Here is a 20055-nt window from a genome sequence, read left to right on the forward strand (position 1 = left end):
CCCCGATCAGGGAACCGGGCGCTGGGCGCAAGATCACGAAAGGTACGCTGACCTGTCAACTCGGCACGGACGGCCGAGCGATGGCCGCCCCTTCGGCGGCACGGCCGACGGGGCGGGGACAGGCACATCGACGGGGCGGGGACAGACACATGATGGGACCGGCGCACTCGCTCTCAGGGGCGGCGGCCTGGCTGGGGGTCGGCGCGGCGACCGCCGCCGCCGGGCATCCGATGCCCTGGCCGGTCCTGGTCGTAGGCGCGCTGATCTGCGCGGGAGCGGCGCTCGCGCCGGACCTCGACCACAAGGCGGCCACCATCTCCCGGGCCTTCGGGCCGGTCTCCCGGGTGCTCTGCGAGATCGTCGACAAGCTCTCCTTCGCGGTCTACCAGGCCACCAAGAAGCCCGGCGACAAGCGCAGGACCGGCGGCCACCGCACCCTCACCCACACCTGGCTCTGGGCCGTGCTGATCGGCGCGGGAGCGGCGGCGATCGCGGTCACCGGCGGCCGGTGGGGCGTGCTGGCGATCCTCTTCGTCCATCTGGTGCTCGCGGTCGAGGGCCTGCTCTGGCGGGCCGCCCGGGTCTCCAGCGACATCCTGGTGTGGCTGCTGGGCGCGACCAGCGCCTGGATCCTGGCGGGCGTGCTGGACCAGCCGGGCAATGGCTCGGACTGGCTCTTCACCGCCCCCGGCCAGGAGTATCTGTGGCTGGGCCTGCCGATCGTGCTGGGCGCGCTGGTCCACGACATCGGCGACTCGCTGACCGTCTCCGGCTGCCCGATCCTGTGGCCGATACCGCTGGGCCGCAAGCGCTGGCACCCGATCGGCCCGCCGAAGGCGATGCGCTTCAAGGCCGGCAGCTGGGTGGAGATGAAGGTGCTGATGCCCGTCTTCATGCTGCTCGGCGGGGTGGGCGGGGCCGCCGCCCTGAACGTCATCTGATCCTGGGGGCCCGAGGTCTGGCGGTCGGCCGCGAGACGGCCTTAAGGTCCGTGGAACCGCCGCTGTGGCGGTGTCCTCGCCGCCGCCGGTCGCCCGCCCCCGCCGCCGCGACGCGGCCCGCTCGTCAGGAGTGCTCCCATGCGTACCCGTCGTCTCTCCGCGGCCCTGCTCGCCGTCCTCACCGGCGCGCTGCTGATCGGCGCGGCCTCCCAGATCGCCAAGATGGTCATCCCGGAGACCACCTCCGTCAGCGCCATGAACAAGGCCGAACTCGTCGGAGCCTGAGACCGCGAAGGGCCCGGCCCCCGGCGCTGACGCCGGGGGCCGGGCCCTTCCCGCGGCCACTTCTCTAACCGTGCCAGGACCGCCAGAGAGCGGCGTACGCGCCGTCCACCGCGACCAGCTCGTCATGGCTGCCCATCTCGCTGATCCGGCCCCGCTCCACCACCGCGATCAGATCCGCGTCGTGCGCGGTGTGCAGCCGGTGGGCGATCGCGACCACCGTACGGCCCTCCAGCACCCGGGAGAGCGAACGCTCCAGATCACGGGCCGCGCGCGGATCGAGCAACGAGGTCGCCTCGTCCAGCACCAGGGTGTGCGGGTCCGCGAGGACCAGCCGGGCCAGCGCGATCTGCTGCGCCTGCGCCGGGGTCAGGGGCACCCCGCCGGAGCCGACCGAGGTGTCGAGGCCGTCCTCCAGCGCCTCGGCCCACTCCCGCGCGTCCACCGCGTCGAGCGCCGCCAGCAGCTCCGGATCCTTCGCCCCGGCGCGGGCGAGCCGCAGATTGTCCCGCAGGCTGCCCACGAACACATGGTGCTCCTGGTTGACCAGCGCGACATGGCGGCGGACCCGCTCGGCCGTCATCCGGGACAGCTCGGCGTCGCCGAGTTCGACGGTGCCCGTGCGCGGCGCGTAGATCCCGGCCAGCAGCCGGCCCAGCGTCGACTTCCCGGCCCCCGAGGGGCCGACCAGGGCGAGCCTGGTGCCCGGCTCGACCTCGAGGGAGACCTGGTGGAGCACGTCCACCCCCTCCTGATAGCCGAAGCGCACCTCGGCGGCCCGCACATCGCGGCCGTTCGGCCGGACACCGTCGTCGCCCGCGTCCGGCTCGATCTCCCGGATGCCCACCAGCCGGGCCATCGACACATGGGCCACCTGGAGCTCGTCGTACCAGCGCAGAATGATCCCGACCGGGTCCACCAGCATCTGCGCCAGCAGCGCGCCCGTCGTCAGCTGGCCGATGTCCATCCAGCCCTTCAGCACGAACACCCCGCCGATCAGCAGCACCGAGACCAGCACGGTGATGTGGGTGAGGGTGATCACGGGGAAGAAGACCGAGCGGAGGAACAGGGTGTACCGCTCCCAGCCGGCCCACTCCCGCACCCGCCGGTCGGAGAGCGCGATCCGGCGGTCGCCGATCCGGTGGGCCTCCACGGTCCGCCCCGCGTCGACGCTCTCGGCGAGCACGGTGGCGACCGCGGCGAACCCGGCCGCCTCCGAGCGGTAGGCCAGCGGCCCCCGCTTGAAGTACCAGCGGCAGACCACCAGCAGCAGCGGCAGCGCCACCAGCACCGAGAGCGCCAGCGGCGGCGCGGTCACCGTGAGCCCGCCGATCAGCAGCAGCGCCCACACCACGCCGATGGTGAGCTGGGGCACCGCCTCCCGCATCGCACTGGCGAGCCGGTCGATGTCGGTGGTGATACGGGAGAGCAGATCGCCGGTCCCGGCCCGCTCCAGCACCCCCGGCGGCAGCGCGACCGACCGTACGAGGAAGTCCTCGCGGAGATCGGCGAGCACCTCCTCGCCCAGCGTCGCCCCGCGCAGATGCATCATCCGGACGAAGACGCTCTGGACGAGGACGGCCACCGCGAACACCGCGACCGTCCGCTCCAGCCACAGCTCGTCGGCCCCCTCGGTCAGCCGCTCCACCAGCGAGCCCAGCAGATACGGGCCCACCATGGAGGCGACGACCGCGACGGCGTTGCAGACCACCAGGAAGACGAAGGCGCGCCGGTGGCGCAGCAGCATCTCGCGGACATAGCTCCGCACCGTCGCGCTGTCGGCGACCGGCAGGGTCTCGGCGGTGTCCGGCGCGGCCGGGTCGTACTCGGGTCGGGGCACCCGGAACATCGTCGTTCCTCTCGTGAACAGGGCGCGGATCACGCGGTCTCCTCGGCGGTCTCACGGGTGACGACGGCGCGGTAGCGGGGCTCGTCGCGCAGCAGCTCACGGTGGAGGCCGGCGGCCACGACGCTCTCCCCGTCGAGCAGCACCACCCGGTCGGCCAGGTCCAGCAGCAGCGGCGAGGAGGAGAGGACGACCGTGGTCCGGCCCTCGCGCAGCGACTTCACGCCCGCCGCGATCCGGGACTCGGTGTGCGAGTCGACGGCCGACGTGGGCTCGTCGAGCACCAGCACCTCGGGGTCGGTCACCAGCGAGCGGGCCAGCGCGAGGCGCTGGCGCTGGCCGCCGGAGAGCGAGCGGCCGCGCTCGGTGATCCTGGTCTCCATCGGGTCCGCCTTCGCGTCGGCGGCGGCCCGGGCGAGCGCCTGGAGCACATCGCCGCACTCCGCCGCCGCCAGGGCGTCCGCCGCCGGGACCGCGCCGGACGAGGGGACGTCGAGCAGCTCCCGCAGCGTCCCGGAGAGCAGTACGGGATCCTTGTCCTGCACCAGTACGGCCCGGCGCGCCGTGTCCAGCGGCAGTTCGTCCAGGGGCGCGCCGCCCAGCAGTACGGAAGCCCGCCCGCCGGGGTCGGCCGGGTGGCCGCCGAGGCGCTCGGCGAGCAGCCCCGCCGCGTCCGGGTCGCCGCAGACCACGGCGGTGAGACGGCCGGCCGGGGCGAGGAGGCCGGTGACCGGGTCGTACAGATCGCCGGCGGGGGAGTCGTACACGGTGCCGGAGCCCGCGGTCTCCCGGCGCAGCGACAGCACCCGGGCCGCCCGCTGGGCGGAGGGCCGGGAGTAGGAGTACGCCATCGCGATCTCCTCGAAGGTCCGCATCGGATGCCCGGCGAGCAGCACCGCGCTGTACACGGTGACCAGTTCGCCCACGGAGACCCGGCCGTCCAGGGCGAGGTTCGCGCCGTACACGACCACCGACACCATCAGCGCGCCGGGCAGCAGCACCTGGACCGCCGAGATGAGGGACCACATGCGCGCGCTGTGCACCGAGGCGCGGCGCATCTCCTGGGAGGCCGTGCGGTAGCGGGAGAGGAACAGCTCCTCACCGCCGATGCCGCGCAGCACCCGCAGCCCCGCGACGGTGTCCGCGGCCAGCTCGGTGGCGAGACCGGCCTTCTCGCGCTGGACGTCGGCGCGCCGGGTGGCGACGGGCAGCAGCGGCAGCACCGCCAGGGCGATCACGGGGATGCCGAGGGCGACCACGACGCCCAGCTCCGGCTGGTAGAGCACCAGACCGACGCAGATCGCGATCAGCGCGACGGCGGCGGCGAGGAAGCGCGAGAGCGCCTCGACGAACCAGCCGATCTTCTCCACGTCGCCGGTGGAGACCGCGACCACCTCGCCCGCGGCGACCCGCCGGGTCAGCGCGGAGCCCAGCTCGGCCACCCGGCGGGAGAGCAGTTGATGGACCCGCGCGGCCGCGGTGATCCAGTTGGTGATGGTGGCGCGGTGGAGCATGGTCTCGCCGAGCGCGATGGCCGCTCCGAGCAGCGCGATCAGCCCCGCGGCCTGGGCGAGCCGGGTGCCGGAGCCGTCCACCACGGCCTGGACGGCCATGCCCACGCCGAGGGGCAGGGCGGCGATGCCCAGCTGGTTCACCAGGCCCCAGAAGACGGATATCGCCTGGCCCCCCAGCTGATTGCGGCCGAGCCAGAGCAGAAACCGGGGGCCGGACCGGACGTCTGGGTCACCTGGGTCGGTATACGGAAGGTCGCGAATTTTCATGACGTCCCAGCACGTTTCGAGGTTGGCGCAAAGAGTGCAAGAGTCGCCGTTCGTAACCCGTTTCCGCAAATACGTTTGAAGTCCGCACCGGCATATCGCGCCAGGTGTACCGGGTGGTACCGCGCTGTCCGGGGGGCTGCGCGGGCCCGTGCGGGGTCTCCGCGCGGGCCCGCGCGTGAATTTCTACTCCGAAGGTTTGTCCGAATCCATACCGCTGCGCTTCTTCCGCCACTCACCGCGGGTGAAGTCGGGGATCGGCAGCGGCGCGCCCTGGGCCTTGATCGAGGCATGGCTCAGCGGCACCGGGGCCGTCCAGGTCGCCGCGTCGTACACATCGAAGTCGGGGACCAGACCCAGCCGCATGCACTGCGTCAGCCGGAAGACCATCAGATAGTCCATGCCGCCGTGGCCGCCGGGCGGATTGGCGTGCTCCTTCCACAGCCAGTGGTCCCACTCGGCGTACGGGGTGAAGCTGCCCCACTGGTGGTTGGAGTGCTCGGGCTCCAGATAGATCCGCGCCGGGAAGTCCTCGAAGACGCCCTTGGTGCCGCCGAGGCTGTTGATCCGGCTGTAGGGGTGCGGCGAGGAGACGTCGTGCTCCAGCCGGATGATCCGTCCCTTCGCCGTCCGGACCATGCTGATCGTCCGGTCGGCGGAGACGTACGACTCCTTCCAGCCGGGGTCGCCCGGCGGCAGATGGGCCTCGCGGTAGGCGGCGAGACCCAGCGCGGGGGTGCCGAAGCTGGAGATGGAGACCGCCCGGTCGCCCCGGTTGACGTCCATGTAGTTGGCGATCGGGCCGAAGGCGTGGTTGGGGTAGAGATCGCCGCGCAGCCGGGTGTGCCACCGCCGCCGCCAGGGGCCCTCGTAGTAGTCCGGGTGGAAGAGCAGTTCCCGCAGATCGTGGTTGTACGCGCCCGCTCCGTGCAGCAGTTCGCCGAAGAGTCCGGCGTGCGCCATTCGCAGCACGCGCATCTCGTTCCTGCCGTAACAGCAGTTCTCCAGCTGCATGCAGTGCCGGCGGGTGCGCTCGGAGAGGTCGACCAGCGCCCACAGCTCGTCCAGCCGCATCGCCACCGGACACTCCACGCCGACGTGTTTGCCGTTCAGCAGGGCGGCCTTGGCCATCTCGAAGTGGAGTTCCCAGGGGGTCGCCACATAGACGAGGTCGAGGTCGCCCCGGGCGCAGAGGTTCTCGTAGTCGTCCTCGCCGTTGGTGTAGACGGCGGGCGCGGGGCGGCCCGCCGCGACCACCCGGGCGACGGCGCGCTCGGCCTGCGCCACGACCGGGTCGCACACGGCGGTGACCTGGACGCCGGGCATGGCGAGAAAGAGCGGGAGCATGCTCTGGCCCCGGTTGCCGAGGCCGATGACCCCGACTCTGATCGTGCCGCGCCGTTCGAAGGGCACCCCGGCCATGGTCCGGCCCTGCCGGGCGGGGGCCGCCGCTTCCGTTTCTGTCCGTGCCTCCGCCTTTGGCGCGGCGGCGGCCGGTGTGCCGGTGCCGAGTGCGCCGAGGGCGATTCCGGCCCCGGCGGCCCCCGCCGTGGTCCGCAGTACCCGGCGGCGGCTCACCGGGCCCTCGCCGCTGCCGTCGTCGTCCTGGCTGTTCTGCCGTGCCGCTGATGCGTCATTCATCGAGCCTCCAGCGCGGTCGGTTGTCGTCTCAACCTCGTGGAGGACCCTGGCCGCTGGTACGCCGGATGCGCAAGAGCACGGATTGGACTCCGGCACGGCTCCGGTACGGCCGGTGAAGGGGGGAATCGGTTGGCGTGGGGCGGGAGCGGCGGCTAGGATTTATGGCGAGACGCAACGTTTCGTCGTGTTGAGGGAGGCGGGATCGCGCCGGCCGCCGATGCCCGGTGGGGTGCGGCTTCGCCGTCGATGAAGGAGTTGATTCTGTGACGAGTGCCAGGACATGGCTGATCACCGGTGCCTCCCGGGGCCTGGGCCGGGCGTTCGCCGAAGCCGCCCTGTCCGCCGGGGAGCGGGTCGTCGCGGCGGCCCGGAACGTCGAGCCGCTCGCCGATCTGGCCGAGAGGCATCCGCGCGACCTTGTGTGCCTCCCTCTGGACGTCTCCGAGCGGCGGGCCGTCTTCCGGGCGGTCGAGCGGGCGGCGGCGGTCTTCGGAGGGCTCGATGTCGTGGTGAACAACGCCGGCGGTCTGCTGTACGGCATGGTGGAGGAGGCGACCGAGGAGCAGATCCGGGACCATCTCGACGTCAACTTCTTCGGCGCGGTGTGGGTGGCCCAGGCCGTGATCCCCCATCTGCGGGCGCGGGGCTCCGGGCGGATCCTTCAGATCACCTCGATGGGCAGCGGCGGCGGCATGGCCTCCGTCGGCTTCTACGGTGCCGGCAAGGCGGCGCTCGACTCGGTCAGCGAGGCGCTCGCCATGGAGGTCGAGCAGTTCGGGATCAAGGTCACCGCCGTGCAGATGGGCGGCTACGACACCGGGCTCTTCGCCTCGGGCACCACCCGGACCGCGAGTGACCCGGCCTACGACACGCTCCGCGCCCGGCTGGCGGAGATGTGGGGCGACGGCGCGGGCCCGGCCCCGGCCACGGCCGCGCCCCTCATCATGGAGCTGGCCGGACTGCCGGACCCGCCGCGCCGGCTGATCGTCGGCGGCCGGTCCTTCGATCAGGTCCTGGAGATGGGCCGGGCGCGGACCGAGCAGTACCTCGCCTGGGAGTCCCTCAGCCGCACGGCTCCGGGCTGACCCCCGGGGCGCCGGGCGCGGCCGGGCCGTCCACCAGGGCGGAGATCAGCTCCCCGAAGACCTCCCGCTGCTCGGCGGTGAGCGGGGCCAGTATGTCCTCGGCGGCGGCCCGGCGGGCGTCGCGCAGCACACGCAGGGTGGCCCGGCCGGTGTCGGTCAGCTCGATCCTGGTCACCCGCCGGTTGGCGGGGTCGGGGGCGCGCCGCACACAGCCGCTCGCCTCCAGCCCGTCGACCAGGGTGGTCACGGCGCGCGGCACCACTTCCAGACGGGCCGCTATGTCCGCCATGCGCGGGGCCGACTCATAGTGCGTGAGGACGCGCAGCAGCCGCGACTGGGCGGGGGTGATCTCGATGTCCGCGGTCTCCAGCTGCCGTTTCTGGCTGCGGTGGAGGCGGCGGTTCAGCCGCAGCAGCTGTTCGGCCAGCAGGACCTCGGGGTCGGAGGTGCTCATACGAGAACAGTAGCAGGACTCCATTCATTGTGTACATAGGTAACAGTGAGCTATGCTCTCAAGAGTTGCCCGGGTCGCCGGGCCGGAATCCGGCCCCGCCGGTCCTCCCCGCACCCTCGAAGGAGCCCATGCGCACCGAACCGATCCCGTGGACACCCCCCGCCCGAGAAGCGGGCGGACCCGAGCAGCCGCCCGCGCAGCTGCGGCGGATCTTCCGGCTCTTCCGCCCCTATCGCGGCCGGCTCGCCCTCGTCGGCCTGCTGGTGGGCGCGGCCTCGCTCGTCTCCGTCGCCTCGCCGTTCCTGCTGCGCGAGATCCTCGACACCGCGATCCCCCAGGGCCGCACCGGGCTGCTCAGCCTGCTCGCCCTCGGCATGATCCTCACCGCCGTCCTCAACAGCGTCTTCGGAGTCCTCCAGACCCTGATCTCCACCACCGTCGGCCAGCGCGTCATGCACGACCTGCGCACGGCGGTGTACGCACAGCTCCAGCGGATGCCCCTCGCCTTCTTCACCAAGACCCGCACCGGAGAGGTCCAGTCGCGCATAGCCAACGACATCGGCGGCATGCAGGCGACCGTCACCTCCACCGCCACCTCGCTGGTCTCCAACCTCACGGCCGTGATCGCCACCGTTGTCGCGATGCTCGCGCTGGACTGGCGGCTCACCGCCGTCTCGCTCCTGCTGCTGCCGCTCTTCGTCTGGATCAGCCGCCGGGTCGGCAACGAGCGCAAGAAGATAACCACCCAGCGTCAGAAACAGCTGGCCGCGATGGCCGCCACCGTCACCGAGTCGCTCTCGGTCAGCGGCATCCTGCTGGGCCGCACCATGGGCCGCTCCGACTCCCTCACCCGCTCCTTCGCCGAGGAGTCCGAGAAGCTCGTCGGCCTCGAAGTCCGCGCCAGCATGGCCGGCCGCTGGCGCATGTCGACCATCGGCATCGTGATGGCCGCCATGCCCGCCCTCATCTACTGGGCCGCCGGGGCCGCCCTCCAGAGCGGCGGCCCCGCCATCTCCATCGGCACCCTGGTCGCCTTCGTCTCCCTGCAACAGGGCCTCTTCCGCCCCACCGTGAGCCTGCTCTCCACCGGAGTGGACATGCAGACCTCGCTCGCGCTCTTCCAGCGCGTCTTCGAATACCTCGACCTCACCGTCGACATCACCGAACCCGAACGGCCCGTCCCGCTCGACAGGATCAGCGGCGAGGTCCGCTTCGAGCGCGTCGACTTCGCCTACGACCCCGCCCAGCCGAACCCCACCCTCCACAGCCTCGACGTCACCGTCCCGGCCGGCGGCAGCCTCGCCGTCGTCGGAGCCACCGGCTCCGGCAAGTCCACCCTCGGCTGTCTGGTCCCCCGGCTCTACGACGTCACCGCAGGCCGCGTCACCCTCGACGGCGTCGACGTCCGAGAGCTCGACTTCGACACCCTCGCCCGCGCCGTCGGCGTCGTCTCCCAGGAGGCCTATCTCTTCCACGCCTCCGTCACCGACAACCTGCGCTTCGCCAAACCCGACGCCACCGACGACGAGATCGAGGCCGCCGCCCGCGCCGCCCAGATCCACGACCACATAGCCTCCCTCCCCGACGGCTACGCCACCCTCGTCGGCGAGCGCGGCCACCGCTTCTCCGGCGGCGAGAAACAGCGCCTCGCCATCGCCCGCACCATCCTCCGCGACCCACCCGTCCTCGTCCTCGACGAAGCCACCAGCGCCCTGGACACCCGCACCGAACAAGCCGTCCAGCAAGCCGTCGACGCCCTCTCCGCCGGCCGCACCACCATCACCATCGCCCACCGCCTCTCCACCGTCCGGGACGCCGACGAGATCATCGTCCTCGACTCCGGCCGCATCACCGAACGCGGCACCCACCAGCAACTCCTCGACCTGAACGGCCACTACGCGGAACTCCTCCGCCGCGACGCGCACGCGAAGACCCCCGCCGTCACCCCTTGACCCGGCCGCTCTCGCGGGCGGCGGCCCGGGGCTACCGGACGTCGAGGAGAGCGACCGCCTCGGCGAAGTCGGCGTACGCGGGCTTAAAGGTCCGCGCGGCGACGAGGAACATCGAGCGGTCCGTCAAGGCCCGGGCGAGGCGTGCGGGGTCGTCGGGCAGACGGCGGGCGAGCGCCACGCCCTCGTCGAAGTACGGCTTGAACCGTTCCCCGAACCGGTGGGGGTGGTTGCCCTCGTGGAAAGCCGCCCGGATGCTGATTCTGCGCTGGACGTCGACCAGTTCGGGCAGCCGGCCGGCCTCGCGCAGCCCCGCCGCCTCCGCTTCGAGCCCTGACCGCGTGCCGGGAAACGCCTTCCGCGTGTCGCTCGACCACTCGGCGCTCGCAGCCGGTTCGCCGGCCCGCCCCGACAGGGCGAACAGGGTGACCCACCACGCGAGGATGCAGCTCCAGACCTTCGGCTCGCCCGTCGTCGCCAGCTCCTCCAGCACGGTCAGGGCCTCCCGCCGGGCGGTCGCGGCGTCCGCCCCGTGCCCGGTGGCCTCGCACATCCGGGAGAGGTGCACCAGCTCCCAGGTGAGTATGGCCAGCGACGTGCGCTGCTCGGCCGCCTTGCGCCGGGTCTGGTCAAGCAGCTCGCGGAAGACGGCCGATGCCGCGTCGTGCAGGCCCGCGCCCTCCAGGTTCGTCGTCCACTCGACCATCTTCCAGAAGGAGGGCTCCCGCGAGCCGTTCCGGACCGCCTTCTCGTTGAGCTCCGCCGCCTCCCGGAAGCGCCCTTCCTCGGCCAGGACCTTCGCCAGCCGCCCACTCTCCCCGGCCTCGGCCATTTCCTCGCAGGCCGCGCGTCCCTCCGCCCGGCGTCCGAGCGCGAACAGGGCCGACTGACAGGCGTCCAGCGCCCTGTTCAGCCGCTCTGCCCGGCCCGTCGCCCCGGCCTCGATCCCCCGGCAAACCCCGACCGCCTCGACGGCCAGCGCCAGGCACTCCTTCGGTTCCCGGCTGCGGTACCTCAGCGAGAGGAGCGCGTCGACCAGCTTCGGGGCATACGCCTTCGGGTTCACCTCCACCAGAACCCGGTACGCGTGGGCCTGTTCGAGCGGGCTCAGCCGTCCGGAACTCAGCAACAGCACACGGGCCTGGAGCACCGCGTCGTCGTCGACCTTTCCCATGTTCCCCCTGTCTCCGGCTGACTCACGAAGGAGATTCTGGGAGTTGGGGGCGCACCGGACAAGGCTCGCGAACTGTGCGTTCCGTCCTACGGAAAACGCCGCTGACCTGTCATGATGGAGATGCTTTCGCACTGGTCCGCCGGATGCGTGGCCGACGTCGAACCCCGGTGGGCCCGGCGGCCGGTGGAGTGCGCCGAGACCTTCGGGGCCACGTCGTCGGAGACCCCGGACAGAGCGGGACGGGAACAGGCCGCACGGGCCCGTGCCTGCCTCACAACTCGCCCAACCCGTGCGGCTCTTCCGATGTCATGGCCGACCGGCCGAGTCAGTCGTCGGCGCGGCCGAGTTAGGGTCCTCGCATGACCGTCGACCCGGCTCAGAACATGGACCCCGCGTTTCTGCCCAAGGCGGAGTTCGCCTTTCCCGGCCCCCTGCGCGACCGGCTTGTCGCGGCGATCCTCGACGGATCCAAGACCGCGACCACCGCACTGCTCACCGAGTACGAGCACGAGGGAGAGCCGCTGCCGTCCGTCGGCAGCCGTTCGGTCGTGGTCGACTCCGACGATCGCCCGGTGGCGGTCATCGAGGTGACGGAGGTCCGCGTCGTGCCACTGGCCGAAGTGGACCTCACCCACGTACTGGACGAGGGCGAGGGCTGCACCGCGGTCAAAGACTGGCGGGCAGAGCACGAGCGGTTCTGGCACGGCGACGGGATGAGACAAGCACTCGGAGACCCCCGCTTCACCGTGCACGACGCCACCCCGGCGGTCCTGGAACGCTTCCGCGTCATCGCCCGCCTGCATCCCTCGGGCTGATCAACCACTCTTGCCCCGGGCCGCGGGGGCAGCCCCTAGGCCGTCTCTTACGGATCTTGCTGGGCTCGCGGGGCCTGGCACGCACTCCCCCTGGGCCTGGCGGCCCGGGTGGGGGTGCTCCCCCTGGGCTTCGCCCGGGAGGTACCCCCACCGGCGGAGCCAGGGGGAGTACCCCCACCGCGTGGGCTCTCCCCCTGGGCTTCGCCCGGGAGGTGCCCCCATCCTCCGCCTTGCGATCGGGGGGCACCTCCCTGGCCGAAGGCCCAGGGGGAGCACCAGGCCCCGCTCCCTGATCCAGCCAGATCCGTAAGAAACGACCTAACGCGCGAGCGCGGGTTCGCGGGCGAGCAGGCGGCCGATCTCGCGGACGGCGGCGCGGCCGGCGCGGTTGGCGCCGATGGTGGAGGCGGAGGGGCCGTAGCCGACGAGGTGGATGCGGTCGTCGCGGACGGCTCGGGTGCCGTCCATGCGGATGCCGCCGCCGGGTTCGCGGAGTCTGAGGGGGGTGAGGTGGTCGATGGCGGGGCGGAAGCCGGTGGCCCAGAGGATCGCGTCGGCCTCGACGGAGCGGCCGTCGGCCCAGACGGCACCGGTGGGGGTGATGCGGTCGAACATCGGGAGCCGGTCGAGGACTCCCTGCTCGCGGGCGCGGCGGACGGCGTCGTTGAGGGGGAGGCCGGTCACGGAGACGACGCTCTGGGGCGGCAGCCCTTGGCGTACCCGCTCCTCGACGCGGGCGACGGCCTCGCGGCCGGCGTTCTCGCCGAAGTCGCCGTCGACGAAGACCGGGGGCCGCCGGGTCACCCAGAAGGTCTGGGCCGCGTAGGGGGCGATCTCCATCAGATGCTGGGTGCCGGAGGCGCCGCCGCCGACGACGATCACTCTCAGGCCGGTGAACTCCTCGGGGCCCGGGTAGCCGGCGGTGTGCAGCTGTCGCCCCCGGAAGGTCTCCTGTCCCGTGTACCGGGGCCAGAAGGGCCGGTCCCAGGTGCCGGTGGCGCTGATCAGCGCACGTGTCGACCAGTCGCCTTCCGAGGTTTCCACGAGGAGCCGGCCACCCTCGCCCTCGCGCACCGATGTGACGTCGACGGGCCGCCGGACGCGCAGCCCGAAGCGCTCCTCGTAGGCGGTGAAGTACTCGCCGATCACCTCGGACGAGGGGCGGGAGCCGTCCGCCCCGGTCAGCTCCATGCCCGGGAGGGCGTGCATCCCGTGCACCTTGCCGTAGGTCAGCGAGGGCCAGCGGAACTGCCAGGCGCCCCCGGCTCTCGGCGAGTGGTCGAGCACCACGAAGTCGCGCCCGGGTGTCAGCCCGGCGCGTCGCAGGTGGTAGCCGGCGGAGAGCCCCGCCTGCCCCGCGCCGACGACCGCCACGTCCACATTCCGCACCCCGATATCGTTCACGTTTCTACTAACTCGGGGGGTCGCCAGGATCTTCCCCGGGCGGGAAAATCGATGGACCGGGCCGCCCGGGCGGTGCGAAAGTCGCGCCGTGAACACGATCACAGCTCCCTCCGTGCCCCTCGCCCTGGCCGACGGCCTCGTCCTGAGGGAGGCGCGCCCCTCGGACCTCGACCGGATCGGCGCGCTCCTGACCGAGCGCGGGGAAGCCGCCGACGCCGTGGATCACCGGCTGGTCGTCACGGACCCCGAGGCCGGCTGGTCCGCCTGCGCCGTGGTCGTTGACGGCGACCGGGTCGTCTCCACCGCGACGCTCCTCGACGAGGAGGTGCGTGTCGGAGGCGTCCGGCTGCCCGCCGGACAGGTCGAGCTGGTCGCCACGGACCGTGCGTACGAGGGGCGCGGACTCGTACGGTCGCTCATGCGCTGGGCCCACGACCGGTCCGCCGCCCGTGGCCATGTCATGCAGGCGATGATCGGGATCCCGTACTTCTACCGGCTGTTCGGCTACGAGTACGCCATCGACATCCCGCGGGCCCTCAGCGCCACCGCCCCGCCGCCCGGCGCGGGAAACCCCGTGCTCCGCGCCGCCCGCCCCGCCGACCTCCCCGCCGTGGCGGCCCTCCAGAACGCCGCCCAGAGCCGGTTCGACGTGGCCATGCCGCACTCGGAGCCCTGTCTGCGCTGGCTGACCGCCCATGACGCCAGCACCACCTGGGTCCTTGAGGAGGCCGGCGAGATCATCGCCACCGGCCGCACCACACCCCCCGACGGCCAACTGCTCCTGGCCGAGGCCGCCGCCCGCGACGAGTCCGCCGCCCGGGCCCTGCTGCGGGCCGTCGCCGAGCTGTCCCCCGACAGCCGGGTGCGGGTCGTGCACCGGGCGGGCACCGTGACCGCCGCCGCCTGGCAGGAGTTCCTCGAACACGAACCGCGCGGACAGGCGGAGCAGTACTACGTCCGTATCCCGGACGTCCCCGTACTGCTCGACCGGCTGCGACCGCTGCTGTGGGAGCGCCTCACCGGGGCCGAAGCCGGGGCCGAAGCCAGTACCGGAACGGACCGTACCGGCCGCGACATCGTCATCTCCACCTTCGGCGCCCACCACCGGATCCCGGTCCTCGCCGACGGCCTCGGCGAGATCGTCACCGGCGGCCCCATGCAGAGCCCGGGCACCGTGGGCGGCCTCGCCGTCGCCCCCGACCAGCTGCCCGCCCTGCTCTTCGGCCCCCACGGAATCGAGGGGCTGTCCCGGCTCCGCCCCGACGTCTACGCCGGGGACGAGGAGCTGTTCCGGGCGCTCTTCCCGCCGCTCACCGCCGATGTGCTCAGCTACTACCTGCCCTACTAGACCATGATCATCGACCGGGGCCGGTACCCGGACACGATCACCCCCTGGGAGCAGCACGCCTGGCGGCACGCCGCCGTCCGATGGATCGAGGAAGGACTCGCCGCCCACGGGCTGCGCGGAACCGGGCGGCGGAGACTGCGGCTGCGGCCCTGGTCCGTCCTGATGCGGGTGCCCGTCGAAGGACACCGCGCGGTCTGGTTCAAGGCGAACCCGCCCGCCAGTGCCTTCGAGGCGGCGCTCACCTCGGCACTCGCCCGCTGGGTACCCGGGAACGCCTTGGAGCCGCTCGCCGTCGACCCCGCCCGGGGCTGGTCGCTGCTCCCCGACGGCGGGGAGCTCTTCAAGGAGGCGCTGGGCCGGGGCCCCGCCGATCCGTACGCGTGGGAGGAGCCGCTGCGCCAGTACGCGGCCATGCAGTACGCGCTCACACCGCGCTCCGGCGAGATGGAGCGGCTCGGCGTCCCGGGCGCGCGCACCACCGCACTGCCCGAGGTCTTCGACCGCCTGCTCGAAGGCAACACCGCGCTGCGGCCCCAGGACCGGGCGAGGCTGCTCGCTCTCCGGCCGCGCCTGGCCGGCTGGTGCGCGGAGCTCGCGGGTCTGGGCATCGCCGACTCGCTGGACCACGCGGATCTGCACGCCGGGCAGCTGTTCCATCCGGCACCCGGCCGGTACACCTTCTTCGACTGGGGCGACGCCGCCGTCTCCCACCCCTTCGCCGGCTTTCTCGTCCCCGCCCGCTCGGCCCGCGAACAGCACGGGCCCGGGGTGCTGCCCCGCCTCCGGGACGCCTATCTGGAACCCTGGACGGGACACGGCCGCACCGCCGCCGAACTCCGGCACGCCCTCGCCCTGGCGTCGAGGCTCAGCGCGATCCGCCGTGCCACCGCCTATGTCCGGCTCTTCCCGGGAGCCTCCGGCGCGCCGGAGAGCGCGGACTGTCTGCTGGAACTCCTCACCGAGCCGCCGGTGTAGACCGGTACCGGTACGGAAGGGGCCCTCAGCGCCCCGGACCGACCGGCGGCGACTCGACCAGCGCGACGGCGGCGGCCCGGAGTTCGGCCTCCCACGTCCGCCGGTCCAGACCCACGGTGTATTCGAGGCAGCAGTCGCACGGCGGGATCAGCGACGCGAACGACTTCTCCTCGGGGGTCTCGGCGACTTCCTCCGGCTGCTCATCGCCGTACGCCAGCCCGGCCGGGGACAGCTCACCGGCCAGGAGCAGCGTCGCCGCCCGGCGCAGCGCGTGGCGGTGGGCCGGGCCGGGATCCGGCCACTCGATGCCGCACTCGGAGACCGCCAGCTCGAAGAGCTCGCGGATGTCGTGGGGGTCGGCGCCGCGCGGCAGGCCGGCGAGTTCGCACAGCGCCGGGGAGTCGGGCCCCAGCCCGGCCGCGAGCGCCTCGGCGGCGATCATCGGCAGTTCCGCCGGGCGCATCCCGTCCACCCGGTAGCGCCACACCGCCTCCACCAGGGACACCCGCTCATCCGGGGGTGACGTCCGCTGTCCCGCTCTCTCCTCGGCTGTTCCCATGGCTCGTACGATGCCACCCCTGCCACGGGGACGGCACCCGGGGGGCTTTGTACGCCGTCGCCTCAGGTCGCGTTCAGCGCCACCGTCGGGTGGAGACGGGAGGCGCGGATCGCCGGGTAGAGACCGGCGATCACGCCGATCAGGAGGGTGGCGGCGAGGCCGCCCGCGAGGGACCAGGGGGGAACCACGGCGGTCCAGCCCTGGAAGCGGGCGAAGGCGTGGGTGGCCGCGGCGCCCAGGAGGGCGCCCGTCGTGCCGCCGAGGCCGGAGAGGAGGAGGGACTCGGTGAGGAACTGGAGGCGGATGGCGTTGCGGGTCGCCCCGAGGGAGCGGCGCAGGCCGATCTCCTGGCGGCGCTCCAGGACGGAGATCACCATGGTGTTGGCGACGCCCACGCCGCCGACGAGGAGGGCGACCGCGCCGAGGCCGAGCATGAGGGTCGTCAGGCCCTCGTCGGTGGCGGCCTTCGCGGCCAGGGCGTCGGAGGGGCGGGAGACGCGGACGCCCGCCGGGTCGCCGGGGCTGATGGTGCGGCCCAGGACCGCTCGTACATCCTCGACGGAGGCGTCCGTGGAGCGCTCGAAGACGGTGGTGGGGTGGCCGTCGAAGCCGAAGTGGCGCTCGGCGGCCGGGAATCCGACCATGGCCGTCCGGTCCAGGGTGGGGAACAGCTCGATCGGTTCGAGGATGCCGACGACGACCATCCGCGTCTCGTCCATCATGATCGTCTCGCCGGTACGGGTGATGCCGAGCCGGTCGGCGGCCACCGAGCCGAGGACCGTCACCGGGAGGCGCTCGCCCGCCGGGTCCAGCCAGACGCCCTTGGCGACCTCGCCGCCGAGGGTGGAGAGCAGATCGAGCCGGGCCGCCTGGGCGGTGACGCCGGCGGTGCGCTCGTCGGGGACCACATCGCTGCGGCGGATACGGGCGTCGACATGGCCGGTGGCGGTGGCGTGCAGCACCGGGCCGATGCGCTCGACCATCGCGACCGCGCTCTTGGGGAGCTTGATCGGATTCCCCAGATGGTCCTCGCCCGCCTCGGCGGTGAGGAGATTGGTGCCGAGCCGGTCGAGCTGGGCCATCAGGTCCGAGCGGCTCGACTCGGACAGGCCGACGACCGCGACCATGGTCGCGATGCCGATGGCGATGCCGAGCGCGGAGAGCACCACGCGCGCGCGGCGCGCCCGGAGGCCGACCGCGCCGACGCGGAGGATGTCACGGGGGGACAGCCGCGAGGGTTTCAGGTCGTCCCTTCTCATCGGCCGGTCCCTTCCGGACGGGAAACGGAACGCGAGTCCGAGACGATCTCGCCGTCCTTGAAGCGGACCCGGCGCGGCAGCGAGTCCGCGATCCCGTTGTCGTGCGTGATCACACAGATGGTGGTGCCGGAGGCGTTCAGCTCGTGCAGCAGCTCCATGACGATCGCCCCGGACGCGGTGTCCAGCGCCCCGGTCGGCTCGTCCGCCAGCAGCAGCCTGACCTCTCCCACCAGAGCGCGGGCGATGGCCACGCGCTGTTTCTCGCCGCCGGACAGCTCGTTGGGCATGTGCGAGCCGCGGTGGTCCAGCCGTACCCTGGCGAGCGCCTCCCGCGCCCGCGCGCGCCGTTCCCGCAGCGGCACCCCCGCGTACAGCAGCCCGTCGGCGACGTTGTCCACCGCGTCGCGCCCCGCCGCCAGATGGAACTGCTGGAACACAAAGCCGATGTGCCGGGCGCGCAGCGCGGAGAGCCGGGAGTCGGAGAGGGACGAGACGTCGTACCCGGCGATCCGGACGGTGCCCGTGGTGGGCTTGTCGAGGGTGCCCATGACATTGAGCATGGTGGATTTGCCGGAGCCGGACGGGCCGACGACGGCGAGCAGTTCGCCCTCCGCGACGGTGAGGTTCACCCCGCGCAGGGCGTGGACGCCGCCGGGATAGGACTTGGCGGCGTCCCGCAGCTCGACCACCGGAGCCGGAGGAGCCTCAGAGGCTGTCATGACTTCGCCACTCCGACCTTCATTCCCTCGCGCAGTTCCGGCCCCGACACCTCGATCTGTCCGTCGGAGGTCATCCCCGTCTCCACCCGGACCATCCTCGACGTACCGTCCCGGACGACCTGGAGCCCGTACCCCCCGTTCTCGCCGCGCAGCGCGACGACCGCCTCGACGGGGACCGCGAGGACGTCCTCGCGCGCCTCGCTGACGAACCTCACGCTCGCCGCGACCCTGGCGTCCTCGCCGCTCGCGGCGTTCGTCCCGCCGTCCAGGACGACTTCGACGGTGATGCCCTCCTGCGAGCCCGCGCCGCCCCCGTCCTCGGAGCCCTCCGGCCGCACCGTCCCGACGACCTTGCCGGCCTCGGTCCGCCCGCTCGGGAGGGTGACCTCGACCTTGGTCCCGCTCGACGCGAGCGCGCCGTCGCCCTGCTCCAGCCGCACCAGGACGACGGGCTCGGGGGAGGCGATCGTCAGGACCGTCCCGCCGGGGCCGACCTGGTCGGCGAGTGCCGCGTCGGCCTTGGCGACCTTGACCCGGCCCGGCTGGAAGACGACGTCGCCCTTGCCGACCCGGCCGGTGGTGTCGCGGTTCAGGCTCTTCTGCCACAGCTTGACGGCGGCCTCGGTGTCCTTGCCGTACCAGACGTCGACGTACAGCTTCGATCCGTACCCCAGATCGCGCAGATTGCGCTCCAGCTGGAGTACGTCGCTGCCCCGGTCGCCCGCCTTCATCTCGCGGAACATCGGGACGGGCCCGTAGAGGAGGGTGACGGGCTTGTCGTTCAGCTCGTACAGCGCCTGCCCCATGGTCACCGTCCGCCCCTCGGGAGCGGCGACCGTGACGGTGCCGTCGACGGCGGCCTTGACGGCGCGGCGCTGCGCGAAGTCGAGCCTGCCGTCGACGGTCTTGGACTGCACGAGGTCGGTGCGGACGACCGCGGCGGTGGCGGGCGGCAGCTCGCCGCCCTTCGCGGGGCCGTCCGGGCCGCCGCGGTCACCGAGGAGGAGGACGCCCCCGGTGACGGCGGCGGCGACGGTCGCCGCGCCGAGCGCGAGGAAGGTGGAGCGGTGCTTCACGCCATGCCTTCCAGACCTTCGAGCAGCCCCGGCGAGCAGGCCTTCTCGGCCTTCTTGTACGCGGGCGAACCCGGGTCGAGGGCAGGGCTCGCCGGGTTGGGGTCGCCGCCGGGCATCACATTGCCGCCGGTCATCACGGGGTTGGTGAACCGGGAGACGCCGTTGTCCCGCATGCACTTGGAGTAGGTGAGCAAGGACTCGTAGTCCTTCTGCGCGTCGCGCCTGGGCTCGGCCGACCCCGCGGCCATCAGCTCGTCGACGCAGGCGCGGTTCTTGCCGCCCTTGATGCCCTCGTTGCGGCCGGGCTGGGAGCCGATCTCGTTGATCTTCGACCAGTCGAGATATCCGCTGAGCCGGGGGTCCGGGAAGTCCGGGTAGCCGCCCTTGGCGCGCATGCACTGGACGTACTTCATCTGGGTGTCGTAGAAGGCGCTCTTCCCGGAAGCGCCGGATTTTTTCGACTTCTCGGCCTCGGCGGGCTTCGAGGGCTCCGACGAGGACGGAGCGGCCGGGGCCTCGGCGACGCCGTGGCTCTTCGCGCCGTCGGAGCTGTCGTCACCGCCGCCTCCGCAGGCCGCCGAGAAGGCGAGGACGGGGACGACGGCGAGCGTGGTCAGACGCCGCCGCGCAGTGAAACGGAAGGTGTTCTTCAGGCTCATGCCCTCCACCCTCGGCACACCACATGATGGCCCGTCCATGGCCATGTGATGGGACGGTAACAATGCCCCCGACCTGCGTATCCACCCCCGG

18 protein-coding genes are annotated in these 20055 nt (G+C 72.5%); 7 read left to right on the top strand and 11 right to left on the bottom strand.

All coding sequences use genetic code 11. The features are described from left to right. Window positions 1-149 precede the first annotated feature (149 nt). Both ABD371_RS25530 and ABD371_RS25535 read left to right on the top strand, forming a co-directional pair. Window positions 150-941, top strand: a complete 792-nt coding sequence (locus ABD371_RS25530) for a metal-dependent hydrolase (protein ID WP_344480959.1) — start codon at window positions 150-152, stop codon at window positions 939-941. A 138-nt stretch (window positions 942-1079) separates the two neighbouring features. Next, a complete protein-coding gene (locus ABD371_RS25535; protein ID WP_344480966.1) occupies window positions 1080-1226 on the top strand; it encodes a hypothetical protein in 147 nt (48 codons plus the stop codon). 64 nt (window positions 1227-1290) lie between these two features. On the opposite strand, the gene ABD371_RS25540 is transcribed toward ABD371_RS25535, so the two are convergent. The 3 genes from ABD371_RS25540 to ABD371_RS25550 form a co-directional block, all read right to left on the bottom strand. Beyond that, window positions 1291-3072, bottom strand: coding sequence for an ABC transporter ATP-binding protein (locus tag ABD371_RS25540; RefSeq protein ID WP_344481256.1), 1782 nt, complete (start codon window positions 3070-3072; stop codon window positions 1291-1293). A gap of 29 nt (window positions 3073-3101) precedes the next feature. Continuing rightward, complete coding sequence (locus ABD371_RS25545) at window positions 3102-4850, bottom strand: ABC transporter transmembrane domain-containing protein (protein ID WP_344480971.1); 1749 nt, start codon at window positions 4848-4850, stop codon at window positions 3102-3104. A 183-nt stretch (window positions 4851-5033) separates the two neighbouring features. Beyond that, a complete protein-coding gene (locus ABD371_RS25550; RefSeq protein ID WP_344480978.1) occupies window positions 5034-6488 on the bottom strand; it encodes a Gfo/Idh/MocA family protein in 1455 nt (484 codons plus the stop codon). Between the two features lie 263 nt (window positions 6489-6751). Between ABD371_RS25550 and ABD371_RS25555 the strand changes: the two genes are divergently transcribed. Next, window positions 6752-7573 (top strand): SDR family NAD(P)-dependent oxidoreductase, encoded by an 822-nt coding sequence (locus ABD371_RS25555; RefSeq protein ID WP_344480986.1) that lies wholly within the window; start codon window positions 6752-6754, stop codon window positions 7571-7573. On the opposite strand, the gene ABD371_RS25560 is transcribed toward ABD371_RS25555, so the two are convergent. Continuing rightward, entirely contained in the window at window positions 7551-8027 is a 477-nt protein-coding gene (locus ABD371_RS25560; RefSeq protein WP_344480993.1) for a MarR family winged helix-turn-helix transcriptional regulator, read from the bottom strand. The genes ABD371_RS25555 and ABD371_RS25560 overlap by 23 nt on opposite strands. Window positions 8028-8155: 128 nt before the next feature. Here ABD371_RS25560 and ABD371_RS25565 point away from each other — a divergent pair, with 128 nt between their 5' ends. After that, entirely contained in the window at window positions 8156-9979 is a 1824-nt protein-coding gene (locus ABD371_RS25565; RefSeq protein WP_344480997.1) for an ABC transporter ATP-binding protein, read from the top strand. A gap of 31 nt (window positions 9980-10010) precedes the next feature. On the opposite strand, the gene ABD371_RS25570 is transcribed toward ABD371_RS25565, so the two are convergent. Next, window positions 10011-11150, bottom strand: a complete 1140-nt coding sequence (locus tag ABD371_RS25570) for a tetratricopeptide repeat protein (RefSeq protein ID WP_344481000.1) — start codon at window positions 11148-11150, stop codon at window positions 10011-10013. Between the two features lie 359 nt (window positions 11151-11509). Between ABD371_RS25570 and ABD371_RS25575 the strand changes: the two genes are divergently transcribed. Continuing rightward, a complete protein-coding gene (locus tag ABD371_RS25575) occupies window positions 11510-11965 on the top strand; it encodes an ASCH domain-containing protein (protein WP_344481003.1) in 456 nt (151 codons plus the stop codon). A 318-nt stretch (window positions 11966-12283) separates the two neighbouring features. On the opposite strand, the gene ABD371_RS25580 is transcribed toward ABD371_RS25575, so the two are convergent. Beyond that, window positions 12284-13369 (bottom strand): NAD(P)-binding domain-containing protein, encoded by a 1086-nt coding sequence (locus ABD371_RS25580; protein WP_344481006.1) that lies wholly within the window; start codon window positions 13367-13369, stop codon window positions 12284-12286. Between the two features lie 88 nt (window positions 13370-13457). Here ABD371_RS25580 and ABD371_RS25585 point away from each other — a divergent pair, with 88 nt between their 5' ends. After that, complete coding sequence (locus tag ABD371_RS25585) at window positions 13458-14717, top strand: GNAT family N-acetyltransferase (RefSeq protein WP_344481008.1); 1260 nt, start codon at window positions 13458-13460, stop codon at window positions 14715-14717. Between the two features lie 3 nt (window positions 14718-14720). Further along, the gene (locus tag ABD371_RS25590) at window positions 14721-15692 is read left to right on the top strand and encodes an aminoglycoside phosphotransferase family protein (RefSeq protein WP_344481011.1); all 972 of its coding nucleotides are present in this window, start codon (window positions 14721-14723) and stop codon (window positions 15690-15692) included. Window positions 15693-15717: 25 nt separating this feature from the next. On the opposite strand, the gene ABD371_RS25595 is transcribed toward ABD371_RS25590, so the two are convergent. The 5 genes from ABD371_RS25595 to ABD371_RS25615 form a co-directional block, all read right to left on the bottom strand. After that, window positions 15718-16251: a hypothetical protein gene (locus ABD371_RS25595; protein WP_344481013.1), complete on the bottom strand. Its 534-nt coding sequence runs from the start codon at window positions 16249-16251 to the stop codon at window positions 15718-15720. A gap of 62 nt (window positions 16252-16313) precedes the next feature. Beyond that, a complete protein-coding gene (locus tag ABD371_RS25600; RefSeq protein WP_344481016.1) occupies window positions 16314-17510 on the bottom strand; it encodes an ABC transporter permease in 1197 nt (398 codons plus the stop codon). Continuing rightward, window positions 17507-18229, bottom strand: a complete 723-nt coding sequence (locus ABD371_RS25605; RefSeq protein ID WP_344481019.1) for an ABC transporter ATP-binding protein — start codon at window positions 18227-18229, stop codon at window positions 17507-17509. The genes ABD371_RS25600 and ABD371_RS25605 overlap by 4 nt, the downstream gene beginning before the upstream one ends. Further along, window positions 18226-19305: a peptidoglycan-binding protein gene (locus ABD371_RS25610; RefSeq protein WP_344481022.1), complete on the bottom strand. Its 1080-nt coding sequence runs from the start codon at window positions 19303-19305 to the stop codon at window positions 18226-18228. The genes ABD371_RS25605 and ABD371_RS25610 overlap by 4 nt, the downstream gene beginning before the upstream one ends. After that, window positions 19302-19964, bottom strand: a complete 663-nt coding sequence (locus ABD371_RS25615) for a hypothetical protein (RefSeq protein ID WP_344481025.1) — start codon at window positions 19962-19964, stop codon at window positions 19302-19304. Before ABD371_RS25615 ends, ABD371_RS25610 begins: the two co-directional genes overlap by 4 nt. Between the last annotated feature and the right edge of the window lie 91 nt (window positions 19965-20055).

The sequence above is a fragment of the Streptomyces amakusaensis genome (genome assembly GCF_039532665.1).
GTDB classification, from domain to species: Bacteria; Actinomycetota; Actinomycetes; order Streptomycetales; family Streptomycetaceae; genus Streptomyces; species Streptomyces amakusaensis.

Bases quoted from the DNA above. Each gene is read 5' to 3' on its own strand.
- ABD371_RS25530 (WP_344480959.1), top strand. From the start codon at position 150: ATGATGGGACCGGCGCACTCGCTCTCAGGGGCGGCGGCCTGGCTGGGG.
- ABD371_RS25535 (WP_344480966.1), top strand. From the start codon at position 1,080: ATGCGTACCCGTCGTCTCTCCGCGGCCCTGCTCGCCGTCCTCACCGGC.
- ABD371_RS25540 (WP_344481256.1), bottom strand. From the start codon at position 3,072: ATGTTCCGGGTGCCCCGACCCGAGTACGACCCGGCCGCGCCGGACACC.
- ABD371_RS25545 (WP_344480971.1), bottom strand. From the start codon at position 4,850: ATGAAAATTCGCGACCTTCCGTATACCGACCCAGGTGACCCAGACGTC.
- ABD371_RS25550 (WP_344480978.1), bottom strand. From the start codon at position 6,488: ATGAATGACGCATCAGCGGCACGGCAGAACAGCCAGGACGACGACGGC.
- ABD371_RS25560 (WP_344480993.1), bottom strand. From the start codon at position 8,027: ATGAGCACCTCCGACCCCGAGGTCCTGCTGGCCGAACAGCTGCTGCGG.
- ABD371_RS25565 (WP_344480997.1), top strand. From the start codon at position 8,156: ATGCGCACCGAACCGATCCCGTGGACACCCCCCGCCCGAGAAGCGGGC.
- ABD371_RS25570 (WP_344481000.1), bottom strand. From the start codon at position 11,150: ATGGGAAAGGTCGACGACGACGCGGTGCTCCAGGCCCGTGTGCTGTTG.
- ABD371_RS25575 (WP_344481003.1), top strand. From the start codon at position 11,510: ATGACCGTCGACCCGGCTCAGAACATGGACCCCGCGTTTCTGCCCAAG.
- ABD371_RS25590 (WP_344481011.1), top strand. From the start codon at position 14,721: ATGATCATCGACCGGGGCCGGTACCCGGACACGATCACCCCCTGGGAG.
- ABD371_RS25595 (WP_344481013.1), bottom strand. From the start codon at position 16,251: ATGGGAACAGCCGAGGAGAGAGCGGGACAGCGGACGTCACCCCCGGAT.
- ABD371_RS25600 (WP_344481016.1), bottom strand. From the start codon at position 17,510: ATGAGAAGGGACGACCTGAAACCCTCGCGGCTGTCCCCCCGTGACATC.
- ABD371_RS25605 (WP_344481019.1), bottom strand. From the start codon at position 18,229: ATGACAGCCTCTGAGGCTCCTCCGGCTCCGGTGGTCGAGCTGCGGGAC.
- ABD371_RS25615 (WP_344481025.1), bottom strand. From the start codon at position 19,964: ATGAGCCTGAAGAACACCTTCCGTTTCACTGCGCGGCGGCGTCTGACC.